This window comes from Desulfovibrio sp. JC010, from assembly GCF_010470675.1.
Lineage (GTDB): Bacteria > Desulfobacterota > Desulfovibrionia > Desulfovibrionales > Desulfovibrionaceae > Maridesulfovibrio.
Map to the genome: position 1 here is coordinate 159,339 of NZ_VOIQ01000010.1, position 21,297 is coordinate 180,635.

The 21,297-nt window shown below is 49.1% G+C and carries 25 protein-coding genes; 11 read left to right on the top strand and 14 right to left on the bottom strand.

Annotated features, from left to right (window positions below; all coding sequences use genetic code 11):
• Positions 1-142: 142 nt before the first annotated feature.
• The gene (locus tag FMR86_RS12850) at positions 143-1,111 is read left to right on the top strand and encodes a GlxA family transcriptional regulator (RefSeq protein ID WP_163351808.1); all 969 of its coding nucleotides are present in this window, start codon (positions 143-145) and stop codon (positions 1,109-1,111) included.
• Positions 1,112-1,179: 68 nt separating this feature from the next.
• On the opposite strand, the gene FMR86_RS12855 is transcribed toward FMR86_RS12850, so the two are convergent.
• From FMR86_RS12855 to FMR86_RS12865, 3 genes are all read right to left on the bottom strand, one after another.
• Positions 1,180-1,788: a pyridoxamine 5'-phosphate oxidase family protein gene (locus tag FMR86_RS12855; protein ID WP_163351809.1), complete on the bottom strand. Its 609-nt coding sequence runs from the start codon at positions 1,786-1,788 to the stop codon at positions 1,180-1,182.
• Between the two features lie 3 nt (positions 1,789-1,791).
• Complete coding sequence (locus tag FMR86_RS12860) at positions 1,792-2,352, bottom strand: pyridoxamine 5'-phosphate oxidase family protein (protein WP_163351810.1); 561 nt, start codon at positions 2,350-2,352, stop codon at positions 1,792-1,794.
• Between the two features lie 232 nt (positions 2,353-2,584).
• A complete protein-coding gene (locus tag FMR86_RS12865; protein WP_163351811.1) occupies positions 2,585-3,163 on the bottom strand; it encodes a flavodoxin family protein in 579 nt (192 codons plus the stop codon).
• A gap of 206 nt (positions 3,164-3,369) precedes the next feature.
• Between FMR86_RS12865 and FMR86_RS12870 the strand changes: the two genes are divergently transcribed.
• The 6 genes from FMR86_RS12870 (at position 3,370) to FMR86_RS12895 (ending at position 7,416) form a co-directional block, all read left to right on the top strand.
• Positions 3,370-3,963 (top strand): TetR/AcrR family transcriptional regulator, encoded by a 594-nt coding sequence (locus tag FMR86_RS12870; RefSeq protein WP_163351812.1) that lies wholly within the window; start codon positions 3,370-3,372, stop codon positions 3,961-3,963.
• A gap of 60 nt (positions 3,964-4,023) precedes the next feature.
• Positions 4,024-4,605, top strand: coding sequence for a TetR/AcrR family transcriptional regulator (locus tag FMR86_RS12875; RefSeq protein WP_163351813.1), 582 nt, complete (start codon positions 4,024-4,026; stop codon positions 4,603-4,605).
• A 71-nt stretch (positions 4,606-4,676) separates the two neighbouring features.
• The gene (locus tag FMR86_RS12880; protein WP_163351814.1) at positions 4,677-5,021 is read left to right on the top strand and encodes a carboxymuconolactone decarboxylase family protein; all 345 of its coding nucleotides are present in this window, start codon (positions 4,677-4,679) and stop codon (positions 5,019-5,021) included.
• A gap of 103 nt (positions 5,022-5,124) precedes the next feature.
• Positions 5,125-5,694 carry a TetR/AcrR family transcriptional regulator gene (locus FMR86_RS12885; RefSeq protein ID WP_163351815.1) on the top strand — a complete coding sequence of 190 codons (570 nt, stop codon included), beginning with the start codon at positions 5,125-5,127 and terminating at the stop codon, positions 5,692-5,694.
• Positions 5,695-5,797: 103 nt separating this feature from the next.
• Positions 5,798-6,913, top strand: a complete 1,116-nt coding sequence (locus FMR86_RS12890) for an acyltransferase family protein (RefSeq protein ID WP_163351816.1) — start codon at positions 5,798-5,800, stop codon at positions 6,911-6,913.
• A 35-nt stretch (positions 6,914-6,948) separates the two neighbouring features.
• A complete protein-coding gene (locus FMR86_RS12895; protein ID WP_163351817.1) occupies positions 6,949-7,416 on the top strand; it encodes a hypothetical protein in 468 nt (155 codons plus the stop codon).
• Positions 7,417-7,512: 96 nt separating this feature from the next.
• On the opposite strand, the gene FMR86_RS12900 is transcribed toward FMR86_RS12895, so the two are convergent.
• The 3 genes from FMR86_RS12900 to FMR86_RS12910 all read right to left on the bottom strand — a co-directional run bounded on the left by FMR86_RS12900 (position 7,513) and on the right by FMR86_RS12910 (position 11,458).
• On the bottom strand, positions 7,513-8,658 hold the full coding sequence (locus FMR86_RS12900) for a radical SAM protein (protein ID WP_163351818.1): 1,146 nt from the start codon (positions 8,656-8,658) through the stop codon (positions 7,513-7,515).
• Between the two features lie 126 nt (positions 8,659-8,784).
• Positions 8,785-10,125 (bottom strand): aldehyde dehydrogenase, encoded by a 1,341-nt coding sequence (locus tag FMR86_RS12905; protein WP_163351819.1) that lies wholly within the window; start codon positions 10,123-10,125, stop codon positions 8,785-8,787.
• A 133-nt stretch (positions 10,126-10,258) separates the two neighbouring features.
• The gene (locus tag FMR86_RS12910; protein WP_163351820.1) at positions 10,259-11,458 is read right to left on the bottom strand and encodes an NADH:flavin oxidoreductase; all 1,200 of its coding nucleotides are present in this window, start codon (positions 11,456-11,458) and stop codon (positions 10,259-10,261) included.
• Positions 11,459-11,645: 187 nt separating this feature from the next.
• On the opposite strand from FMR86_RS12910, the gene FMR86_RS12915 reads away from it, so the two are divergent.
• From FMR86_RS12915 to FMR86_RS12925, 3 genes are all read left to right on the top strand, one after another.
• On the top strand, positions 11,646-11,972 hold the full coding sequence (locus FMR86_RS12915; protein WP_163351821.1) for a helix-turn-helix transcriptional regulator: 327 nt from the start codon (positions 11,646-11,648) through the stop codon (positions 11,970-11,972).
• A gap of 125 nt (positions 11,973-12,097) precedes the next feature.
• Positions 12,098-12,415: a TIGR04076 family protein gene (locus FMR86_RS12920; protein ID WP_163351822.1), complete on the top strand. Its 318-nt coding sequence runs from the start codon at positions 12,098-12,100 to the stop codon at positions 12,413-12,415.
• An 8-nt stretch (positions 12,416-12,423) separates the two neighbouring features.
• Positions 12,424-13,302, top strand: a complete 879-nt coding sequence (locus FMR86_RS12925; RefSeq protein ID WP_163351823.1) for a radical SAM protein — start codon at positions 12,424-12,426, stop codon at positions 13,300-13,302.
• A gap of 19 nt (positions 13,303-13,321) precedes the next feature.
• Here the strand turns inward: FMR86_RS12925 and FMR86_RS12930 are convergent, their stop codons facing one another.
• From FMR86_RS12930 to FMR86_RS12945, 4 genes are all read right to left on the bottom strand, one after another.
• Positions 13,322-14,212 (bottom strand): AraC family transcriptional regulator, encoded by an 891-nt coding sequence (locus FMR86_RS12930; RefSeq protein WP_163351824.1) that lies wholly within the window; start codon positions 14,210-14,212, stop codon positions 13,322-13,324.
• Between the two features lie 124 nt (positions 14,213-14,336).
• Positions 14,337-14,960, bottom strand: a complete 624-nt coding sequence (locus FMR86_RS12935; RefSeq protein ID WP_163351825.1) for a flavodoxin family protein — start codon at positions 14,958-14,960, stop codon at positions 14,337-14,339.
• A gap of 18 nt (positions 14,961-14,978) precedes the next feature.
• A complete protein-coding gene (locus FMR86_RS12940; protein ID WP_163351826.1) occupies positions 14,979-15,413 on the bottom strand; it encodes a C-GCAxxG-C-C family protein in 435 nt (144 codons plus the stop codon).
• A gap of 64 nt (positions 15,414-15,477) precedes the next feature.
• On the bottom strand, positions 15,478-15,990 hold the full coding sequence (locus FMR86_RS12945; protein WP_163351827.1) for a carboxymuconolactone decarboxylase family protein: 513 nt from the start codon (positions 15,988-15,990) through the stop codon (positions 15,478-15,480).
• Positions 15,991-16,214: 224 nt separating this feature from the next.
• Between FMR86_RS12945 and FMR86_RS12950 the strand changes: the two genes are divergently transcribed.
• On the top strand, positions 16,215-16,592 hold the full coding sequence (locus FMR86_RS12950; RefSeq protein ID WP_163351828.1) for a helix-turn-helix domain-containing protein: 378 nt from the start codon (positions 16,215-16,217) through the stop codon (positions 16,590-16,592).
• 39 nt (positions 16,593-16,631) lie between these two features.
• Here the strand turns inward: FMR86_RS12950 and traI are convergent, their stop codons facing one another.
• The 4 genes from traI to FMR86_RS12975 form a co-directional block, all read right to left on the bottom strand.
• Entirely contained in the window at positions 16,632-18,251 is a 1,620-nt protein-coding gene (gene traI / locus FMR86_RS20590) for a TraI/MobA(P) family conjugative relaxase (protein ID WP_239057234.1), read from the bottom strand.
• Positions 18,248-18,565: a conjugal transfer protein TraJ gene (locus tag FMR86_RS12965; protein ID WP_163351829.1), complete on the bottom strand. Its 318-nt coding sequence runs from the start codon at positions 18,563-18,565 to the stop codon at positions 18,248-18,250. Before FMR86_RS12965 ends, traI begins: the two co-directional genes overlap by 4 nt.
• A 414-nt stretch (positions 18,566-18,979) precedes the next feature.
• Complete coding sequence (locus FMR86_RS12970; protein WP_163351830.1) at positions 18,980-20,992, bottom strand: bifunctional DNA primase/polymerase; 2,013 nt, start codon at positions 20,990-20,992, stop codon at positions 18,980-18,982.
• A gap of 32 nt (positions 20,993-21,024) precedes the next feature.
• Positions 21,025-21,264, bottom strand: coding sequence for an AlpA family transcriptional regulator (locus FMR86_RS12975; protein WP_163351831.1), 240 nt, complete (start codon positions 21,262-21,264; stop codon positions 21,025-21,027).
• Between the last annotated feature and the right edge of the window lie 33 nt (positions 21,265-21,297).

Consider the following 21,297-nt stretch of genomic DNA (forward strand, 5'->3'; position numbering starts at 1 on the left):
AGCAGTGTGGGTGGTCATAGTTTTCTCCTTTATCCGGGTTAGGGTGGTTGCGTTTGATGTAATTAGAATCCCCATTTGCGATCAAAAAGAAAAGTGGCGTATACGACATAAAAATGTTCTAATGCGTCATGAGGAAAACGCGATGAGGAAAATAACTATTTTGATGCCGCACAGGTTTATGCTTTCATCTCTGGCAATCCCTCTGGATGCATTCAAGGGGGCCGGGGTATATTGGAATATTTTAAACGACAGGGAACCTGAGCCACTATTCGAGGTCAAGACGGTCAGCATCGACGGCAATCCGGTGCAGACTTATGATGGTCTTGAACTCAAGCCGGACGGCTCCATTCAAGACGTGAAGGACAGCGAGACCATCCTTATTCCACCCTCGGACGCATCGGAAGCATTGCGGCCGGAAGAGGTTGAATGGATTATGACGGCTCACGCACGGGGGGCGCATATTGCCAGCATCTGCCTTGGTGCGTTTTTGCTGGCAAAGACCGGATTACTTGACGGCAAGACCGCAACGACCCATTGGGGCTATGTGAATCGTTTTCGCAAGGAATTCCCGGCGGTGCGTTTGAAACCGGATAAAATCATCACTGATGAAGGAAATATGTTTTGCACGGGTGGGGCCAATGCCGGGGGCGATCTTTCCCTTTACCTCATAGCAAAATACGTAAGCTGGGAGGTGGCGCATCAGACCGCACGGGTCATGCTCATGGATGCGGACAGGATTTCACAGTCCCCGTATTCGACATTCCGCTTTGATAAATCCCATGGAGATAAGCAGATATTGGACATCCAGTTCTGGCTTGAAGATAACTTCAGTGAAGATGTCACAGTGGAGCAGCTTGCGGAAAAAGTCGGCATGTCACGCCGGACATTCGAGAGGCGGTTCAAGGATATTACCGGGGATTCCCCCAGACGGTGCATTCAGCGGATCAGAGTGGAAAAGGCCAAACGGTTTCTTGAACTGGGCGGAAAAACCTTTGATGAAATCACCTATCTGGTTGGATATGAGGACAGCAGTACATTCAGCAGGGTTTTCAAGAAAAGTACCGGGCTTACCCCGAACCTGTACAGGCGGAAATACAACCAGACTTGTTAAATATATTAATTGTTTTTTGAGGTCCGACCGAATTTAATCCGGTCGGACCTGAGTTTTGCACAAAGTTTTTATTTATCTGCCCACTGAGTCTGTCTTTCTTGCCATTCCTGAAAATCGTCAGCATCAAATCGGACATAATCCCAGTGACCATAACCCTTGGTAAAGTCCAGAACGCAGCCCATTTCAGGGCGGATGCGATACACGGCCATTCCCTCTCCGGGATAGGCGGTGTCGCCTTCGTACTTGGCGAACTGTTTCATATGGGGAAGCCGGGTAAGAAACTGGTGGTAGAGGTCTCCGATTTCCGCTTTGCAGGTGACCTTTTCAGCGCGGGCGGCCATGGTGATGCCCTGCATCCTTCCAAAGTCGTGGTCAAAGGAGGGCGTGAGCGTGAATGATATGCGCGGGTCCCGTTCAATGTTTTGTGCCTTGGAAGCGGCTTCGTGGGTCTGGAAATACAGGGTCAGGCCGAGATTCCAGATATCAACTACGTTGGCTTGCGGCCAGCCGTCGGCCCGCACAGTGGCGAGGGATATTTCGCTTTGGCGGGCAAACATGTCGAGTATGAGAGCGCGAATTTCGTCGCTCAACTTGGCGGGTTCGCCTGTAGGGTTCCAGTTGGCCATGATTTCGGTCATTTCGGCCTTGAAATCTCTTTTTGTGCTCAGTTCAGTCATGTTTTATTCCCCCGTCACAACCAGGTCTGCGTGTCCGAATCCTTTTTCGAAATCAAGAATGGAAATCACGGTGGGAATGATGCGGTATTTGGTGATGTTGGGATCAGGAAAGACCGGATCGCCGTCATTGTAAGTAATATCCGCCAGTTCAGGCATTTTTTCGAGCAGCAAGCGGGTGCATTCCTTCGCAGTCTCCTCGTCTGTGACCGGCTCTGCGTAACCTGCCAGCGAAATACCGCAACCGTTGGCGACGTTTTCATAGAAAGGTGAAATGGCTATGGAAATACGGTTATCACGGGCGATGTTGAGTGCCTTGGATGACTTTGTAAAGGTCTCGAAATAGATGTGCTCTTCCATGCTGACAAAGCCTACGGTATTTGCCTGCGGCCAGCCGTCTTCGCGGGTGGTGCAGATGACCATGTCCTTGCACTGCCCGAGGATTTCAATCATTTTCCGGCGCAATTCTTCAGTCATTTCTGTGGCACCGTTGCCGTAGATCCTTTTTTTGATCACTTCGTCCATTTCATTTTCAGCCTGCAATTTTTTGTTGTTCAGATCGTTCATTATCCACTCCCTTTTGCACATTGTTCTTGTTGTCTTGCCCAATTCATTTTTGAAATTTTACATGTTGCATTACTTTTCATAAGTGGCGTATGCGGCATAAAAATGTTCAAATGCGACACAAAGAAGGCCTGAGAGAAATCACAATGGCAACATTTTGAGTGTATCAAAGATAAGGCCCGGACAGGTCCGGACCTCGTGCTGCAATGAGTTTTTTCGGTTCATGAATTCCTGCTTAGCTGTTTATGGGAATAAGTTCCTGAGCAAGTTTGGTTGCTTCAGCCTCAAAAGTGGAGACATCCTCATCCGGGCTGCCCATGGAAAGTCCGGCGGCACGGATAACCTTAAAATCATAGCCGTAAAGATCGGCCAAAAGCTGTTGCCGCTCCACAACATCGCGCTGGTTTTCCTCTACGTCAGCCTGAGTCACAACAAATATGACAGTTTTTCCTTCTGGAAGGCGTGAAATATAGGGATTTGTCTTTTCGGGCTGGTAATCAATGTGGGACCACGTGCGGTCCAGAAATGTTTTGAACTGGCCGGAGACATCCAGATAGTAAACGGGTGTGGAATAGACGATGATGTCAGCTTCGCGCATACCGTCCAGCACCGGGGTCAAATCATCCTTGAGAATGCACTTATCGTCTTTGGAGTGGCATTTTTCACAGCCCTGACACCCTTTGTAATTCATGCCGTTCAGATAAAATTCCTGCACTTCAGCTCCGTTCTGCTCGGCCACAGTGGTGAAAGATTTTGCGATACGGCTGCTGGTTCCTTTTTTTCTGGGGCTGCCCAGTATGCTGAGGACTTTCATGACTTGCTCCTGTTTTGAGGTTTTGTTTGGATTAATTTTTTAGTACAGTTGACTAGGTCATTTGTACTAAGATTGTATTTAGGTCTGGTGTACTAGATTGTCAATCCCCAAGCGCAAAATTTTCAGGTTACAATTTCCTGAACTTGACAGCGAAGGTATGAGCGGCCAAGTTTAGGCCCAGTGTTTTCAAGCCAAAGGAGCAAGTTTTGTCAGAATGCAGTCCCAAAAAAGTGAGTCCCAAAGTCGCGCTGATTATTGAGAGCACCCTTGAAATTCTCCGTGACCATGGGGAGCAGGGTTTATCCATGCGTAAGGTCGCTGCCAAAGCGGGCATGGCTTTGGGGAATCTGCAATATTACTTCAAGAACAAAACCGCCTTGCTGATCGGTTTGGGTGATGTTTATTTCGGACAATGCGCCGAGCATTATCAGCAGGAACTTGCAGCGCAGAATCCGCAGGGCAAGGATGAGATAATCCGTTTTCTGGTGGATTACGGAGTTAATTACGGTGATTCCGAAATCGGGAAAGTTATCCGCGAACTCTGGGGAATCGCGGATCGCAATGAGGAAATCAAAAACCAGCTGCACGGCTTTTATCAGCATTACGTGAAAGATTATGCAGAAATGCTGGCCCCCTTCGCCAAAGATCGTGACTGCGCAATCAAGGCTGCGTCTGTGCTGATTATGTCAGTTGATGGACATGGTATGATTTCATCTTCGCTGCCTTTGAGTAAGCAGGAAGTATCCGGGCTGCTGGTGCGAATGGTTGAATCCTGCCTTGCAGGAAAGTTTTCCGGGTAGCGAAAGTATGTTCGCAAACCACGTTGACAGTTTCAGACCGATCGGTTTATAAGAAAGCATATGGCAAGACCAAAGGCATATGACCGGGAAAAAGTCCTTGATGCGGCAACGGAAATATTCTGGAGAAAAGGCTACAATGCCGCCTCTCTGGCTGATCTGGTGGCAGCAACGGGACTGAACAAACACAGCATGTACAAAGAGTTCGGCAGCAAAGCCGGGCTTTTTGCTGCCTGCCTTGACCATTATGCCGCTACCGCATGGCAGAAGCTGGGCAAAATCCTGAAACGCGAACCGCTTGGGCTTGAGAATATCCGGGCCTTTTTTGCAGAGCGGATTCAGTACACCTGTTCTGAAGATTACAAGAGTTGCCTGACCCTGAAAGCAACTGTCGGGATTAATTTGCTCGAAAGCAATGCTGTGGAACGGCTTGCTGTCCATGAAAAAGTGTTCAAGCAAGCATTTTGGGATTGTCTCCAGGCTGCCATTGACAATGGAGAGTTGCCCAAAGGTAAGGACCCTGCGTTGCTGACGGATTTTTTGTTGAATAATATTCGTGGCATGCTTGTCTCTGCGGAGTTGAGTAAAGACGAAGACAGGGCGCGGAAGATTGTGGAACTGGTAATGGGAACACTTGAGTCGTGACAATGTCTTTAAGTGTGACCATTTTTTTTGAACAATTACAGAACGATCGGTTTAAAAATAGAGAAAATTCAATGAGTGAAAGTCAGATTGAAAAAAACGAAAAACGCAAAGAGAACCTTGGTAAATTTCTGGAAACAATGCCGGAAGCGGGAAAAAATGTGATCGAAATGGTGGAAATTGCCTATAAAGACGGTGCCATCGACTCAAAAACCAAACGGCTGATGGCTCTGGGGATCGGCCTTGCTGTGGGTTGTGAAAACTGCACGCTCGGTCAGGCTACCGGAGCCATTGAGCTGGGGGCCACTAAAGAAGAAATTCTGGAAACAATTCAGGTTGTGATCAGTATGCGCGGCACTACCGGTGCTGCCGAATCCCTGAAAGTAATCCAGCTGCTGGATGAACTGGAAAAGCTGTAGGCTGCTATTGTACAGAAGTTTCCGCTCAGGCTAATAATCTGGGCGGAATTTTAGATTTTATTGCCATGTTGACAACCTCTGTACCGATCGGTATACGAGCGACATGGACAATAAAGAAAAGATACTTGCATGCGCGTTGAAGCTCTTTGGATCAAAGGGTTATGAAGCAACCGGGGTGCAGGAAATCGTCAAGCAGGCTGGGGTCACAAAGCCTACTTTGTATCATTATTTCGGCAGTAAGAAAGGCCTCTTGGAAGTCCTTCTTGATCGCTACTATCAGGAATTGGTGCGCGATATTTCCGCAGCGGCCCGGTATGAAGATGACCTTGAGCAAAGCCTGACCAAAGTTGCAAAAGCATTTTTCAATTTTGCCGAGGAAAACAAAGACTTTTACCGAATGCAGTTGGCCATGGTTTTCGGGCCTAAGGATGGAGATCCGGTACGAATTATTGAAAAGGTGGCTACAGCTCCCTATTTGATTATGCAGGGACTGTTTGCTGAAGCTTTAAAGGATAATGATCAGATTACGGATAATATCTGCATGGGCCACGCAATAACCTTTATCGGCATTGTGCATCAGTATATAGCTTTGTATCTGAATGAAATTACAGACCTTTCAGATACAAAGGTCGATTTTATAGTTAAGAATTTTTTATACGGAATCGGGAGCTGATCCATAACACGCGGTCACTTGGTGGCTGCGTATTTTTTTGATTAGCAACTATACCGACTGGTATACATAATTTAGTCATGAATTTCTTTTAGGAGGTTTAGTTATGGGTGGTGGCAACAGGTTGTACTTTATTGATAATTTGCGCGCGTTTATAATCGGGCTGGTGGTCATGTTCCATGCGGCCTTATGCTACATGGCATACGCACCGAACTGGTGGTATGTCCTTGATCCGCAGCGCAGTTTTGTATTCACTGTGATGGTACTTTTGACTGATGTTTTTATTATGCCGGTAATGTTTTTCTGTGCCGGATATTTTGCTTACACCTCGCTTCGCAGCAAAGGTGCGGCTCATTTCTGGAAAGATAAGCAGATCAGAATTACCGTGCCGTGGGTTGCCGGAGTTTTGCTTCTGGGACCACCCATAGCATACATGACTTATTTCACACGCAATGTGCCTGTTTCGTTAGGGCAATTCTGGATGAATGATTTCTGGGGAAAGATGTACCAGCAGGTCCAGTATTGGTTTCTGGGGATTCTACTCCTCTTCTTTTTGCTTGCTTTGCTGGCAGCTAAAATCAAGCCGGAGCTGGTGCAGAAAGAAAACCAAGCAGTAAAGCCGTCTCTGTTGCTTTTTATCGGATTTCTCGTTTTTACCAGCGCAGCCTTCCTGTTCATGAGCCTGTTTTTTTCTCCCGACTACTGGTTTAACAAAACATATGTGCTCAGCTTCCAGCCTGTTAAGATTATCGGCCTTTTTTCCTACTTTGCGCTGGGTATCTATGCAGAAAAACAAGGTTGGTTCACCCCGCAAGGTTATAGTCCCCGCGCTATCAGCTGGACTGTCTTGGCTTTGGTAAGCGCATATTGTTTTATCAATTATCGTTTGGCGATACCGTTGGAGACCCAGACAACCCCGCTTTTGAAAGGTGGATATGCCTGCCTGTTCAACCTGTTCTGTCTTAGCACGACCATGTCCTTGATCGCAATTTTTCAAAAACTGCTCAACAGAGAGACCAGAGTCTGGAAAAATTTCGCAGGCTGTTCATACGCCATTTACTACGTGCATATGTATTTTGTTTTCTGGACTGCTTATTTTCTGATTCCTTATCAGTTCTCGGTTTTTAGCAAGTTCACGATTTCATTTGTCGTCGGGCTGGTTTTGTCGTGGATAACTGCAAATATTATGAAGAATATGCCTGTATTACGGCGAATATTTTAGCTCTGTGTTATTGCAATTAAATTTGAGGAGTAAAAATGAAATTTAAATTTATGTTGCTGTTCGTGTCGGTGCTTGTTCTTGGTTTGTTGCCTGCCGTTGGTTATGGTTCGGATGCTGATAAACTTGTACGAACCATGGCAGACAAGGGGATTCAGCCACTGACTAAATTAGAAATCGTAACTCTCCTGAAAGATAAAACAATGGAAGAGTCGTTAGCAAAGTACCATTACATGATGTACCAAGCCCCGGATGGAACCCTGAAAGGCAAGGCATGGGGCGATTGGGGTGAAGAACTGGATACCGGGATCTGGTATGTTACTGATGAAGGATTGTATTGTTCAGAATGGTCCGGCATGTGGGCTAAAAACGGCAAACAATGCTCGGCGCTGTATCCTTCGAAAAATGGAGATGGGTATGTCCGGGTAATAGTTAAGGGAAAAAGAACCAAGGCCCATCCGTCCGGTGTTTACCGACCGCAGTTAGTTTCCGGTGATCAAATCTGATTCCCAAAGTATGGCAGTCAGCAGAAATCTGTTCTTTGTAAATAACATCCGGCACTACCTTTCAGTAAGTGCCGGATGTTATGAACTGATTCTTGCCTATATAAACTGCTTCGTAATCCGTTCCACAATTTCATCCATATTTTCAGCCGTAGCTCCCAGTTGAGCGCACATCCTTTGTGCGTTGCTGCGCAGTTCAGGATTTTGCAGGTCCGTGAAGCGTGCAAAACGTCGAGTGCGGCGACCGATGGAAAAGAGCATCTGTTCTTCAGCCGGAAGAGCCAGATAGTCTTTGATGGGTGTCATTATTTTTTCTTTGTCTTCCGGTATGTTACCGTCCACTTCCTGAAAGAGATTGAGCACATGGTCACTGCGGATTGTGGAACTGATGCCGTCCAGTGCTTCGAGCATAAGCAGCAGTTCCTGTGCTGTTTCCACCTCGCCCATTTTATCGAATTCTCCGGCCTTATATTCTTCAGTAATAGGAGCACCAAAAGGCAGGGCCAGAGTGCGTAGACGGATGAAGTCGGGATTGATCTGGTTGAGGGCGTCGGCTGTTTCCAATGCATTCTCACGGGAAAGACTGCGCCCGCCAAGCCCGGGCATCCAGTATTCGGAAAGCTGCATGCCCGAGAGTTTTACCTTCTGCCCGGCAATGATCTGGGTTTCCTTGTCCACTCCCTTTTTGACCTTTTTCAGCACCGCATCGGAACCGGATTCCATGCCGATATGAATACGGTTCAGCCCGGACTTACGAATACGCAGCAGGTCTTCGTCACTGATACGGGCGATGGATTTTGAGCGGGCATAGGATGTGACTCGGTCCACATCCGGGAAGCGCAAGCGCACATGCTCCAGAATGCGCACCAGCTCATCAGGTTTTAGTACAAAGCTGTTGCCGTCCTGCAGGAAGATGGATTTCATGCCGTTGCTGACGAAATTGTAGGCAGCATGAAAGGCGTGGGCATCAAAGTCCGGCTGATTCTTGAGCTGCTCAAAGCGGCTGAAAGGGGATGATCCCTGAAGCTCAAGCATTTTTTCCACATAACCATGCACAATATCAATGTCGCGCATGATGTGTTCAACAGGTCGCTTGGAAAATTTTTGGCCCTTATAGATAGCGCAGAAAGTACATTTGTTCCACGGACAATTGCGGGAAACACGGAGAAGCAAGCTCCCGGCCTCACTGGGAGGGCGGATGGGGCCTTGTTCAAATCCGGTGTAATTTTCTAAAATCTCGGTCATTTTCTACCTCTGAGTAAATTAAATGACGGTTTGAAATTATCAGTGGCGAAGCCCTAATAAAAAGTTTTGGGATTCTTAAACCCTTTTCCCAAAAGGGTTTAAGGTCCCCGGCAGGGTCGCCGAAGGCTAACTGTTCACAACACGAGTCTGGGCGAACATGCGGTGTCCTTCGGCTGAACCGTGAAAACCGAACCCGCTCATCTTGGCCCCGACCCACGGGGCATCGCCCATACCGCCGACACCTTGATTGATACCGACCATTCCGGCCTCAAGGCAATCCGCTACCGCTTCGGCATTCTCTTTTCCGTAGACCACCGCACCGAGTCCATAGTCGCTGTCATTTGCACGGGAAATGGCATCTTCTACATCGCTGAATCGACTGATGGCGACAACGGGGCCGAAGGTCTCGTCCTGCTCCATGAGCATATCAGGAGTCATGCCGGAAATTACAGTGGGATTAATGTAGCGTTCCGGCTGATTTGATCCGCCGAGGAGTATGCGTGCTCCCTTGTCTTCAGCATCCTTGATGTGCTCGACAATCTTAGCGTGCTGAGTCGCATTGACAATAGGACCGATATTGACTCCCGGTTCATTCCATGGCCCAACCCGGTATGCGGATGCAATTTCTACTACCCGTGCTTCGAATGGATCGGCAATACGTTCATCCACGTAGATTCGCTCGGTTGAGGTACACATCTGGCCTGCATTTTCAAAGCTGCTGGCTACTGCGAAACGTGCTGCGGATTCAATATTGGCATCATGTAACACAATCATGGGATCATTGCCGCCAAGCTCCATGAGCAGCCGTTTCAGTCCTCCGGATGCGCGGCGCATGATGTCCTTGCCCGCAGCCATTGATCCGGTGAAGGCGATTATGTTTACATCACTTTCAACCAAAGTCTTGCCCTGCTCGGCAGTACCGAAGATGATGTTTAACACTCCTTCAGGCAGAACGCGGTTCAAAATTTCAACGTACTGCCCTGCCACCAGCGGGGTTTCTTCCGAAGGCTTGAACACAACCGTGTTTCCGGCCACCAAAGCGGGAACGATCAGGTTGTTGGCCATGGCCAGAGGATAGTTCCACGGTGAGATTACCGCCGCAACTCCCAGCGGCTTGTATTCCACACGGGTTTCATTGCTGACCCGGCGTGTTTGCAGGGCTGCTTTCACGGAGTCGGCAATGTAGGAACCGCCGTAGATTGTGCCGGAAGCTTCGCCCCCGGAGCGGCGCAGGTCTTTGCCCATTTCCCGGCTGATCAGTTCCGCAAGTTCAGAGATATGCGGTTCAAGGCCGGAAAAAGCGCGGCTGACGATTTCGGCCCGTTCGTTGATGGATTTGCTTCCCCACTCCTTGGAGGCAGAACGGGCAGTGGAAACAACATCGCTTATGTTTTCAACAGGGGTGATCTCAACACTGCCGACCAGTTCCCCGTTGCAGGGATCATATGAATTAAGCATATTTTTCATTTCGTTATATCCATTGGTGGCGAAGCCTATTAAAGGTTTTAGGAGAGTCCAAAGAACCCTTTTCCAAAAGGGTTCTTTGGCCCCGCTGGAGGCGGCCCCCGACAGGGTTCCCCGAAAGGGCCGCCGGAGCATCTTAATTCAACACACAAACAGTGGGGCCCTGCCCGTAGTTGGCGATGCATTCGTTGCAGGCCACGCACTGGGCATGTGTTTCAGGGGCTTCCTTCCATTTGTTGACCAGATCAGGCTCGGAAAGCAGAGTCCGGCAGAGCCCAAAAGCCACGATGTGCGGATTGGTGTTCAGTTCTTTTTCCATGATCTCCATGCGGCGGTTGCCTCCGGTGAGGATCAGCGGCAGCTTGACGGTTTTGGAATATTTTCGGGCATCCGCAGCAAAATAGGTCTGGTTCTGGGGTTCGTCTTCAAGATCGCCGCGCCATGGCATGGTATCAAAGCCGTTTACGAGGTTACCACCGCTGATTTCAAGGGCGGTGACGCCGCGCTTTTCCAGACCCTTGGCAAAGAACAACCCTTCATCAATGGTCATGCCGTTTTTTTCCAGATAGTCGCGGCCATGGATTTTGGCGAGTACCGGGTAATCCGGGCCAACAGCCTTGCGCACGGCTTCGGTGATTTCAAAGTGCAGACGGGCGCGGTTCTCAATGGGGCCGCCGTACTCGTCAGTTCTTTTGTTGTAATAGGGAGTAAGGAACTGGCTGAGCATAAAGTTGTGGCAGAAGTGCAGTTCGATAGCATCAAAGCCTGCTTTCTTGGCCCGGAGTGCTCCGTCGGCCATGGTCTTGACCACGTGCTTTATCTCTTCCTTGGAGATGGCTTTGGTCGGGGTGACCTTGGTCAGCGGGTGCTGCACTTTGGAGGGACCCCAGACTTCACGTTCCTTGATGCGGTATCCGGTGATGGTCATGGACCCGGCCCAGCCGAGTTGCATGCAGACTTTTGATCCGGCCTTGTGGATTGCGTCCACTGCTTTTTTGAATGCGGGAATCTGGCTGTCGTCGTGGATGGAAAGGTCCGCGTGGCTGGGGCGGTCGTCAAATTCCACGTAGGTCACATCGGTTACCATCATGCCGGGGCCGCCTTCTGCTGCTTCCACGTAGGTGTCGATCCAGTCCTGAGAGGGACGTCCGTGGTGGTCGGACAGATCGTAGGATGTGGCGGCCTTGAAGATGCGGTTCTTGATCTTCAGGTTGCCGATGGTCACGGGTTCGAAAATATTGCGCTTAGCCAGTGCGAATGTGGGCTGCATGGTAGCTGTTACGGATGCAGCCACTGCTCCGGCGGCCATTACTTTCATTGCTTTTCTGCGGGTCATGGTCATAGTTTTATTCCTCGGATATTTTGGGATTCAAGTTGTGACGGATGCTTTCCGTCCTCAGCGTTGAATTTAATATGACCATGACGAGATTATTTTTGAATGAACATAGCTGCCGAAAAGATGCACATTTCTGCCAAAGGGGAAAAAGGTTGACATTTAAACTCTGATAATTATAGTTCGAAACATGTCGAAGTACAAAACGAATATACCTGAAGCTGACTTTAAAAATGTGGCCGCAATGTTCAAGGCTTTGTCCAATCCTTATCGATTGCGCATTTATAAGGCCCTTATCGAGCATTATACCGATGGCCCGGTGGAGGAAACCATGGAAGAAGACGCCAATTGCCAGCGGGAATTTTCCACTCTGCTTGAACTGGCACCTTCGACCGTGTCGCACCATTTCAAGGAGTTGCGGCAGGCTGGACTGATCCATAAGGAACGCAAGGGCAAAAATGTCCTTTTCTGGGTGGATACCGAGGCTGTAGAATTGATGAAAGATTTTATCAGTTAGTTTTGGGCTTCTGCATGGCTGACAATTAATGATGTGCTTTGTGGTGTCGGTAGCGGCACCATAATTTTTATTTACGTAATTCGAAACTTCTCGAAGTTGAATATTTAAAACAAGGAGAACTAACCATGTCTATGTGTAAAATTACCGTAATCCGAAGAATGTTTAATGAAGATTTTGCCCGTGAGTTCTGCAAGCATCCCGCTGTAGGGCCTTGCGAAATGCTTAGGGAAGGGCAGGAATTCGTAGTACGCGGTCCCATGCCGGATAAACCGCATGGATTCTGCTCTGAGGCATGGGCGGCGATTGACCGCTACGTTTTTGCTTTTTGTCTTGGCGGCGGTGAAATTTTTAACGGCAGCTGGATGAAACGAGAAAATGAAATGATTGCCTGTTGCAATGACGGCGTGCGTCCCGTTGTCTTCAAGCTTGAACGTATTGATTAGGAGCAGACATGCATTATACAGGTCCGGTTTACAGACATCCTCTTGAGGCGCGCACCCCGCTATTGCAGATAACTGCCGGGTGTTCCCATAATAAGTGTACTTTTTGCACCATGTATAAAGATGTGGATTTTTCAATCAGCAGTATGGAGCATATTGAGGAGGATCTTCAGGAGTTACGGCGCACTTATCCCCGGCTACCCCGTATTTTTCTGGTCAACGGTGACCCTTTTGCACTACCCGCGAAAAGGTTGGAGCAGATCCTGACCCGGATAATTGAAGTCTTCCCGGAGATGGAAACGATCTCTACCTATTCTTCGGTGCGCAACCTGAAAGGCAAGAATTTGGATGAGCTTAAGAGGCTGAAGGAATTGCGGTTAAATGATCTTTATGTAGGGCTTGAGTCTGGCAATGACGCGGCCCTGAAAATTATGAATAAAGGCTATGATTCCGAACAGGCTTATTCCAATCTGGGTAAACTGAAAGAAGTGGGCATCAGCTACATGGCCTTGATCCTGCTGGGCATGGGTGGATTGAATGAGGGTATGAAAAGCGCAAGTGATACCGCAGCGTTACTGAATGCTACGGCCCCGAAACTTATTTCGGTAATTCCCTTGGGAATTTTCCCCGGCAGCAATCTTGAAACACTGCATAATGCAGGAAAGTTCGTCCCGCCCACCGAGCGGGAAATGCTGGAAGAAGAACGTGAGTTATTGCGCAAATTGGAAGTAGAGGATTGCCTTTTTTACGGTTCGCATATGAATAATCTGGTCAGTGTCAGCGGCAACCTGCCCCATGACCGGGAGGTAATGATTAAACGCATTGATGCGGCTGTGGAGCAACTTCCGGCCGCAACCCTTGATGCATTTGCAGACCGCAGCACTTTGTAAAATAGCGCATCAAATTGACCTAACGTACCAAGCCCGGAATTACAGCCTTATGCGCATCCCTTGGCGGGTAGCCGAAGTAGCCTTTGAATTCACGGCTGAACTGGGATGTACTTTCATAGCCGACCATGTGTGAGGTTACATTGGCCTGCAAGCCTTTGCGCACCAGCAGGTGCCGGGCGCGGTCAAGGCGGATGCGCTTCAGGTATTGGATGGGGGTGCAGTCTGTGGCGGCTTTGAAATGACGCTGGAAGGAGCGCGGACTCATGCTGGCGGTCTTGGCAAGCTGGGCGACATCCAGTGACTCTGCGTAATTGTCATGAATGGTGCGGATGGCCTTGGCTATTTTGGCGTATGCGCTTTCGCCACCTGCTGCGGAAGCAAGGATATGTCCGTTTTCGCTCATGAGGGTGCGGTAGTAGATTTCGCGGATCATCTGGCGCCCCAGCACCATAGCGTCACTTTCATTTTCAAGACTTCGCAGCAACCGCAAACAGGATTCCTGCATTTTTGAGTCGAATTTTTCCAGATACATGCCCGGACTCGGCTCCATGGACATGCTGGCTTCGCTGAACTTGTCGCCGAGCATATCCATGATCTCCTGCACCACGGAAAAATCTATGTCCACGGCAAGACCGAGGAACGGCTCTTCTTCGGTATAGATGGTCTCGCACTCGAACGGCATGATGGTCGGAACGACCACGAAATGTTCCGGGTTGTATTCCAGAACCCGGTCCGCAGTGCGGGTGATCTTGCGTCCCTGAACCGCAATGCAGATGGTCTGCTCGTAAATAATCGGCATGGTCGGGACATTCTTCTGGGCGCGGAAAACAGCTACTTCCGGTAGATGGGTGCTGCCGTACCCTTCAGCCGGGGTGAGCTTTTCAAGGGTGGTGATAAGTTCCTGCATCATGAATGATCTCCTTTCGGTTACCGTTCCATAGCATCTGCTGGGTTTGTATGTATCCGACAAAAGTTGCAAAGCAAAACAGGGCGCAGAATATTTTTCTGCGCCCTGTTTTATGGCTGGAAAGCTGTTAAATGCAAACCGCTCCTTTGAGTAATTTACCGAGTTGTTTGGCTTCTTTGAGCACCTGTGGCTGTTTGTTGAGGTTTGGCTTGCAGTTCATATCCACATCGCCGTTTTCATCCAGACCGCAGACGAGGCTGATATCGCATTTATTGCCGATACCGCAGGAATAGCAGGCAAAATCTCCTTGGGCAGTCACTGAGCCGACAGTATTGAAACCGAACATCTTAAACCTGTTCAACAGTTCCTGTGCCGGGGGATTTCCATCACCGCCGCCGACACCTATTGCCACCGCAGGTTTGCCACGCAGGGGATTGTTACCCTGATGATGGAACTGGAAGAGTCGTTCCATAAAATTGTGGGTGTAGCCATTCAGGGTAGACCACATATTGCAGCCGCCGATGACGAATCCGTCCGCTTCAAGAAGTTTTTCGCGCAGTTTATACATATCGTCTTTAACTTTGCAGACGTTGTCTTTGGCGCAGGCCAGACAATATTTGCAAGCGGAAATTTTCTTGCCGCCCAGTGATATGAATTCAGTCTCCAGCCCGGTGGCTTCAAGGACGGTCTGAACCAACTCGGACGTTGAGCCTTTTTTACGCGGACTGCCGCTGATACCGAGTATTTTCATAATTGATTCCTTATAAAATTATTGTCTCAGGTTGCCGCTGACAGCCTGCATGGGCAGCAGAACCTGTTCTCGTTCTTTAAGATTGGAAATATAGTCGGGATCATCCGGGCGCAGGTCCTTTGCATATTGGCTGACAAGAGCGGCTGAAAGGGCCACGCATTCACGGCAGTTGATACGCCTGAATGAGCGGATTTCCCGGCAAATAGTCGAGCCTGCTGTTTTGGAAAATTCCTGCTTGACCCGGTCCACAATTGTGGGATCATCAAGCAGAATCATGGCTGCATGCAGAGCCCCGCAGGTTCCTCCTACAGCTCTTCCGCCTCCGGCCATGGAAGCTGCTTGCACTGCCATTTCAGAAATACCTGATTCCGGTTGATAGGCCTTGAGTACCGCCTGAGCGCAATTGTATTTTTTCCTGCCATGAAAAAGCCCGACAGCCTGTTCAACTTTCATCTTTGAATTCCTTATTCTCGGACATGCCCCGTTTACCCCCGGAGCATGTCCGGTTTTTGCTGTGTTATTCGACAAAAACGAATTCATCGTCGAGTTCAGGATTGATGATGTGAACCGCGTAGTTGGCAAGCATTTTACGGCCTACCTGAGCGAGGATCTCGTAGATGCGCGGTCTGTCGATCCCCATACCTTCGGCAATTTCGATTTCCTTATCATTGAGGTGACCGCGTTTTTCCAGAATGGTTGTGGTGATCCAGACCAGATCGCCTACGTGTTTGTCCTTGGGAGTTTCGCCCTTGCGAATGGCGAGGACATCTTCGTGGCTCACGCCGTTTACTTCAGAAAATTTACTGTGCATGCTGGAGCAGTAGTTACAACCGTTGAAGAGTGAAACAACCAACTGCACCACCTGCTGTTCCATGGCGTCAAGATGTCCACCGTGCATGATGCCTTCGGTTTTGGTATAGACCAGAGGTGCTGCCGGACTTTTAGCCATTTCTTTCATAAGGTTCGGAACGAAACCGAAATCGTTTTCTACTTCCGCCATGGTTGCTTCAATCTGCTTTGCGTTATCCATTTTTTGCTCCTGTGTAATGTTTTTACTGCCTGTTTTAGCGTCCACTCCTTCCCCTGATCGGGGCGACGCTTTACCTGCCAATAAAAATAGCCTACGCTTGATTTTGGTCAAGTACCTACTTTTTTGTTCGATACTAACCTTTTTGTAAGTATGGAGATGGAGAGGGTAAAAATATGGTCGAACATGAGGCGTGCTATCCCAAGAGGGCGGGAAAAAAGGATTTTATGTGTTACTTTCAGCTGTCGCAGATGATCATCGGCGGGAAATGGAAGCCGAAAATTTTATTTTATCTGGGCCAGAATCCGGTCATGCGTTTTGGGGAATTGCGTGATTCCATCATCGGAATTTCGGAAAAGATGCTCATTTCGCAGCTTAAGGAATTGGTCAGCGACGGCATTGTGCATCGTGAAGTATACAAGGTTGTGCCGCCCAAGGTGGAATATTCGCTGACCCCCATCGGCAAAACCCTGATCCCCATTCTGGAAAATATGTTCGAGTGGGGGCAGCAGTATGCCTCGCATCTGGTGGCTGAATCATCTCTGCAGGATATTGAGCCGGGGGAAGTTATGGAGGATTTGGATGAGCGGGTTAAGGTGGGGTGATTTTTCTCAACCGGCAGGCCGCCTGCATTCATAATTTTGCTAAGTTCTCGTTAGATTCCTCTCTTTACGTACAATCACATTCCCAGATATAACAGCCTTCCGCCCGAACATCATCCGCCCAAGCTCCAGCGCAACCCGCTCCGCACCGGAATCACCAACGCTGAAGAAAATCTTATCGCCATTGTCTTTAACCATGGCTCCGCTCTTCAGCGTGTAGAGGACATTGCCGGATGAATCCACACGCCAAGTCAGTCCGGCCATGACACTTTGTTCATCGCCGCCTGTATTGCGGTTGGATTCTTCAGCTTGCAATTGCAGCATTTTGGAAATGGACAGCAGTCGACGTTGATCTTTCCAGACAAAAGAGGAATCTCGCCTGATTTCACTTTGTTTACGCTTCAGGTTTGAGAGCTTGCTGCCACGGTTATCCCTTTCCGGTTTATTTTCTGGGCTGCTGGACTCCTTCTTTGAGCGTAAAATTCCCAAGGCAACTTCATTCCCGTTTTCGGCCTTCCATTTCAAAAAATCGTTCCACCTGCTAAATGGCGTTTGTTCACGCAGGGCTGCACGCTTTACGGCCATTTTCTTTTTGAAGGTTTCGATCTCGGCACTTTTTCTATCCATCGCCAACGCAAGTAAACGGGCCTTGTTATTGGGCCGAAGCTGGGAGTCGTTCTTGGTTTTCTTTATTTTCTCATTCCAGAACGTGGTGATTTTCTTCCAGCGAGCATCCTGCTCTTCCTTCAGGGATTTGTATGCTTTCTTTCTGGATTCGATAGCCGTGCGGTATTCGGCGTACAGTTCTCCGCGATACTTATGCAACGGCCTTGAAACGTATCGCTCTTTTTCTTCCACCTTGAAGTCGAAAGGCTTTTGGAACTTGCCCAGCTTGGATTCCAGTTTGGGCTTGGAAAAATCCCGGTCAAGGCTGCTGGCTTTAATGGCCGTTTTGGAATGGAGGTCTTTTATGCTGCATCCATTGCCGCGCAGTCTGATTTCGATACCGATTTGCGCTAGGGATTTATGGAAGCTCTGCCAGTTTTGCGCGGAGCGCAAGGACTCCAAAATGAAATCTTTGCGTTCCTTTATATATGAATCAAAGGATTGCTGCCCGGAATGGGCTTCATAGCTTGCAGCTCGATCATTTGTGCGTTTTGGTTCGCTTTCCTTTTGCCTGCCGTTATCAACTTTTAAGCCGAACTTTTGCTCCAGATCACGATGCAGCCTATCGCGCTTGTAAAAGTCACGGTATGGCTCATGACGATTCAAAGTCTCCGGGTGAATCATGTTGTAGGCGATGTGCATATGCAGGTTGTTGGTGTTTTTGTGAACCCCGCAATGCCGCTGGTGTTCTTCAAACCCCAAAGCCTTGGAGAACTCCAGCTCAATCTCTTTGTACGTTTCCGGCGTAAGGATGGACTCATCTTCAGGCCTGAAAGACACTATCAAATGATATGTCTTTTCCTTGCGGGTGCGTGTATTCAAATCCTGAGTATCGAGCACTTCCTGAATGGCCAGTTCGTAATCGTCGCCAGCCCAGCATCCAGCACACCATGACATGAGACTCTTTTCGCCCTTGTGCTTGGCATCGGCAATGTAGGCAGCGAGTCGGCGGTAATTGTCGTTTTGCGGCTTGCAGGCAACCCTTCGGCTGATCATATTCTTCGAACCTTCTGAAGCAGTCTGTTCTGAAGACGGCGAATGTCTTCAAGCGGCCTTTCCGCTTTGCCCCGGTTTTCGTCATCGTCCAGAATCATCATTTTTAACAAGCCACCCAGACGACCCTGATCGGCATTAAGCTTTAAAAGCTCCCGGCGTGCCTGCTGGTCAGTGCTGCTTCTGATTTCATGTCCCAGCGATACGGCCTTAACAAAGGCAGACAGCGAAAGACTGCACTGCTGCGCAGTCTCGCTGATCTGATTGTATTCCTCGTCGGAAACGTAGGTTTTAATGATTTGTTTCTTTGAGGGCATTAACCACCCATCCTTATAATCTGTTTTTCAATTCACGTTGAACCGAAGGAGAATAAGTCACCCTCAGCCCCAAGGCTGAGCAGGGCGTAAGGTCAACCGCTTTGAAAAAGTGGGACTACCTTACCTGTCCTGCCTCCAGACACCACAATAACAATCGAGGTTTAACGAAATCCTTTAGAGAATTAGCAAGAGCCGGACAAAATCCTCTAGATTCTCGTTAATTCCACTTAGTTCCTGTAGAAGTCTCTACAATCCCGCTGAGATCGCATAAGTTAAAGAAAATTCAATGGGCATTGGCGTTTGTGATTTTAAATTTTTGAACGAGCATAAAAGCAAACTCCTTTTTTATTTTTCATTGCGAATTTTGCGATCTTTGCGAATTTACTGACAACGCAGGGGAGTAAATTCGCAAAATTAGCTTTTTTCGCATAAATAAAATATTTTTCTAGGCCGCCCGCCTCCCTGCGGCTTTGACTCCTCCACCCGGATATTCCGGCTGGCTAGGAGGTTGTTCAGGGCCACGGTCATCTTCTGCTTTGAGATGTGGTTTCCAAAGAATTTGTACAGCCCGGAAGTGTCGATCATTCCGCCGGACTCCTCCAGAGCTTCCATGATTTTCTGGCTGGTCGAATCGCTTTCCAATCCGGCGAAAATGAACCGCGCTGACTGTTCACAATAATCCCAGAGCGCAAGGGCTGCTTTCAGGTGGGGCAGCCGGACATTTTCGCTGCCATCAAGCAAGGCATAGATGAGCGCAATGCGCCGGACATATGCTTCGGATCGGTTCAGAACCGAGCCAAGCAAATCCGCACGTTCTTTCGCCAGTTGCGGATAGACCGCGCCCCATTGGTTACGGGCTTCAGAATCAAAATCTATCTGGGAACGCTCTTTTGCGGATTCCAGCAACTCGAAGAGCTTCCTTTGAAACTCCGTCACTCGCTGGCTGTCCAAAGGCTCCGGGAAAGGAATCAATTTTGTTCTGCGGACGCAGAGCCAGAGAAAGCGGTTTGCAAAACCATTGAATATCTCAACCCGATCAAGACGGGCGTGCAGCTCCTGCAAAGTGATGTGGGTGGTGATGGCGACATGCGGATCAGTTGCCACCAGCTTGCTTGTTTTGGTCAGCGGTTCGATGGTTCCGCCGTCAAAGAGAGTTCTGACGATTGTCGAAAGGGTGTTTCCTTCACGCTTTGTGCAAGCCAAGGCCCCGGCGAATTCTGGATCAAGAATGAAAAGCCGTTTATCCTCAACGCCGGGATCAATGGTGATCCGCTCGCCGACTCCGGTGCTTTTGTCGACCTGATATTTCAATTCCGGGTCACGGATGGCATAGATGAGGCCCTCGCCACTGGAAAGCGGGCCGGAAGATGTCTGTGCCGAACCCCATCCTTTTTCATTGAAAGCAAACAGTTCCCGGATAGGTATGGACGAAGTGCCTTTGCGGGCCTTTGAACTCTGCCCGACCAGCACCGCATTTATCCGGCTGTATTGCTTCTCTCCGGCAAACATATGTGGCAACTGTCCGACCTCAACGCCGAATCGACAAAGGAAAGTGGCCAGTACGGCGAGGGGATCAGCTTCTGATTTTTCCACCGCGAATTCAGCAAATTCACCAGCTAAACCGTAAAAGACATTTGGATTTGGGACAGGCCAAGCCGAGGTTGCAATGCCGGAATAGGGATTGCTTTCTTCAACAACCTTCTTTCCGGCCAGTACACCGCTCTGGATGGTCCGCTGGATTTCCTGCGCTCCCAAGCCTGTTTTTAAGGCAGCTTCAGCAACGTCATTAACGGAATCCTCTCCGGTCTTCCCAGAAGCAATGTCCTTCCCGACCTGAAAAGCGACCTTGTTCAATGAATCGTTGCGCGTGCCTTCTTCGGCCTTCAGCATGGATTGTGCATATGAAGACGCCTTCAGACTGCCGGATCTCGCACCCGAAGAAATCAGTTCGATCAGCCAAGTCGGAGCTTCAGCGAGAGGGCTTTCGTTTATCCATTGATAGGGATTCCCCGAAACATGAATTGACGGCGGCAGAATGATGTAGCCACCGCTTCCACGGATATCGAGTCCTTTGCTTATCTTGCTGGCAGAGTTGCGGATCTCGATTTCGGCAGGCTTCATAAAGAATAGATGCCGTCCGCCGCTTCCGGTGCGCTGGGTCAAGGTTTCAGGTAGAAGGGAGTTCTGGCGTTCAAGCTCGGCAAGGGACTCCTCACCATGCGGCGGGTCAATATCCAGTACAAAGCTGTTCGCCCCGGTGGGGCTGCCGATATTCGCCTGTGGGAATTGCTGCCACCAGCGGGTGATTTGGTTCGCGTCAGTGGTCGCGCTTTTGAATCCGCCGGAAACACAAGGACGTTTTCCTGTGCAGGGGAAGACCGGGATGCCTTGCTTCGCATAATACAATGCGGCTTCAGAAAGCGTCATAGCTGAAACTGATGAGAGGGAAACCATCCTGTTTACCCCTGCAACCAGTTTTCAAGCCATGAAATCAAGTCTCCACGCAGATAGGCGACTCGCCTACCGCTCTTGATACTTTTCGGGCCGCGACCTTGCGAATCAAGATTTGCAAGATAGCCGCTGGAGATGAGACCGCCCAGATATATCTTTATGTCTTTACGGGCGATAATCGGGGGCAGGGTTTTGTGCAGGATCGCCAGATCCGCCCCTGAGGATTCATTTGAATTTTTGATTGGCATAAGTGTTAACCTCCGAACATTTGTTAAGATGTG

Coding starts and splice junctions, on each gene's coding strand:
- FMR86_RS12850 (WP_163351808.1), top strand. CDS start 143: ATGAGGAAAATAACTATTTTGATGCCGCACAGGTTTATGCTTTCATCT.
- FMR86_RS12855 (WP_163351809.1), bottom strand. CDS start 1,788: ATGACTGAACTGAGCACAAAAAGAGATTTCAAGGCCGAAATGACCGAA.
- FMR86_RS12860 (WP_163351810.1), bottom strand. CDS start 2,352: ATGAACGATCTGAACAACAAAAAATTGCAGGCTGAAAATGAAATGGAC.
- FMR86_RS12865 (WP_163351811.1), bottom strand. CDS start 3,163: ATGAAAGTCCTCAGCATACTGGGCAGCCCCAGAAAAAAAGGAACCAGC.
- FMR86_RS12875 (WP_163351813.1), top strand. CDS start 4,024: ATGGCAAGACCAAAGGCATATGACCGGGAAAAAGTCCTTGATGCGGCA.
- FMR86_RS12880 (WP_163351814.1), top strand. CDS start 4,677: ATGAGTGAAAGTCAGATTGAAAAAAACGAAAAACGCAAAGAGAACCTT.
- FMR86_RS12885 (WP_163351815.1), top strand. CDS start 5,125: ATGGACAATAAAGAAAAGATACTTGCATGCGCGTTGAAGCTCTTTGGA.
- FMR86_RS12890 (WP_163351816.1), top strand. CDS start 5,798: ATGGGTGGTGGCAACAGGTTGTACTTTATTGATAATTTGCGCGCGTTT.
- FMR86_RS12895 (WP_163351817.1), top strand. CDS start 6,949: ATGAAATTTAAATTTATGTTGCTGTTCGTGTCGGTGCTTGTTCTTGGT.
- FMR86_RS12900 (WP_163351818.1), bottom strand. CDS start 8,658: ATGACCGAGATTTTAGAAAATTACACCGGATTTGAACAAGGCCCCATC.
- FMR86_RS12905 (WP_163351819.1), bottom strand. CDS start 10,125: ATGAAAAATATGCTTAATTCATATGATCCCTGCAACGGGGAACTGGTC.
- FMR86_RS12910 (WP_163351820.1), bottom strand. CDS start 11,458: ATGACCCGCAGAAAAGCAATGAAAGTAATGGCCGCCGGAGCAGTGGCT.
- FMR86_RS12915 (WP_163351821.1), top strand. CDS start 11,646: ATGTCGAAGTACAAAACGAATATACCTGAAGCTGACTTTAAAAATGTG.
- FMR86_RS12920 (WP_163351822.1), top strand. CDS start 12,098: ATGTCTATGTGTAAAATTACCGTAATCCGAAGAATGTTTAATGAAGAT.
- FMR86_RS12925 (WP_163351823.1), top strand. CDS start 12,424: ATGCATTATACAGGTCCGGTTTACAGACATCCTCTTGAGGCGCGCACC.
- FMR86_RS12930 (WP_163351824.1), bottom strand. CDS start 14,212: ATGATGCAGGAACTTATCACCACCCTTGAAAAGCTCACCCCGGCTGAA.
- FMR86_RS12935 (WP_163351825.1), bottom strand. CDS start 14,960: ATGAAAATACTCGGTATCAGCGGCAGTCCGCGTAAAAAAGGCTCAACG.
- FMR86_RS12940 (WP_163351826.1), bottom strand. CDS start 15,413: ATGAAAGTTGAACAGGCTGTCGGGCTTTTTCATGGCAGGAAAAAATAC.
- FMR86_RS12945 (WP_163351827.1), bottom strand. CDS start 15,990: ATGGATAACGCAAAGCAGATTGAAGCAACCATGGCGGAAGTAGAAAAC.
- FMR86_RS12950 (WP_163351828.1), top strand. CDS start 16,215: ATGTGTTACTTTCAGCTGTCGCAGATGATCATCGGCGGGAAATGGAAG.
- traI (WP_239057234.1), bottom strand. CDS start 18,251: ATGATCAGCCGAAGGGTTGCCTGCAAGCCGCAAAACGACAATTACCGC.
- FMR86_RS12965 (WP_163351829.1), bottom strand. CDS start 18,565: ATGCCCTCAAAGAAACAAATCATTAAAACCTACGTTTCCGACGAGGAA.
- FMR86_RS12970 (WP_163351830.1), bottom strand. CDS start 20,992: ATGACGCTTTCTGAAGCCGCATTGTATTATGCGAAGCAAGGCATCCCG.
- FMR86_RS12975 (WP_163351831.1), bottom strand. CDS start 21,264: ATGCCAATCAAAAATTCAAATGAATCCTCAGGGGCGGATCTGGCGATC.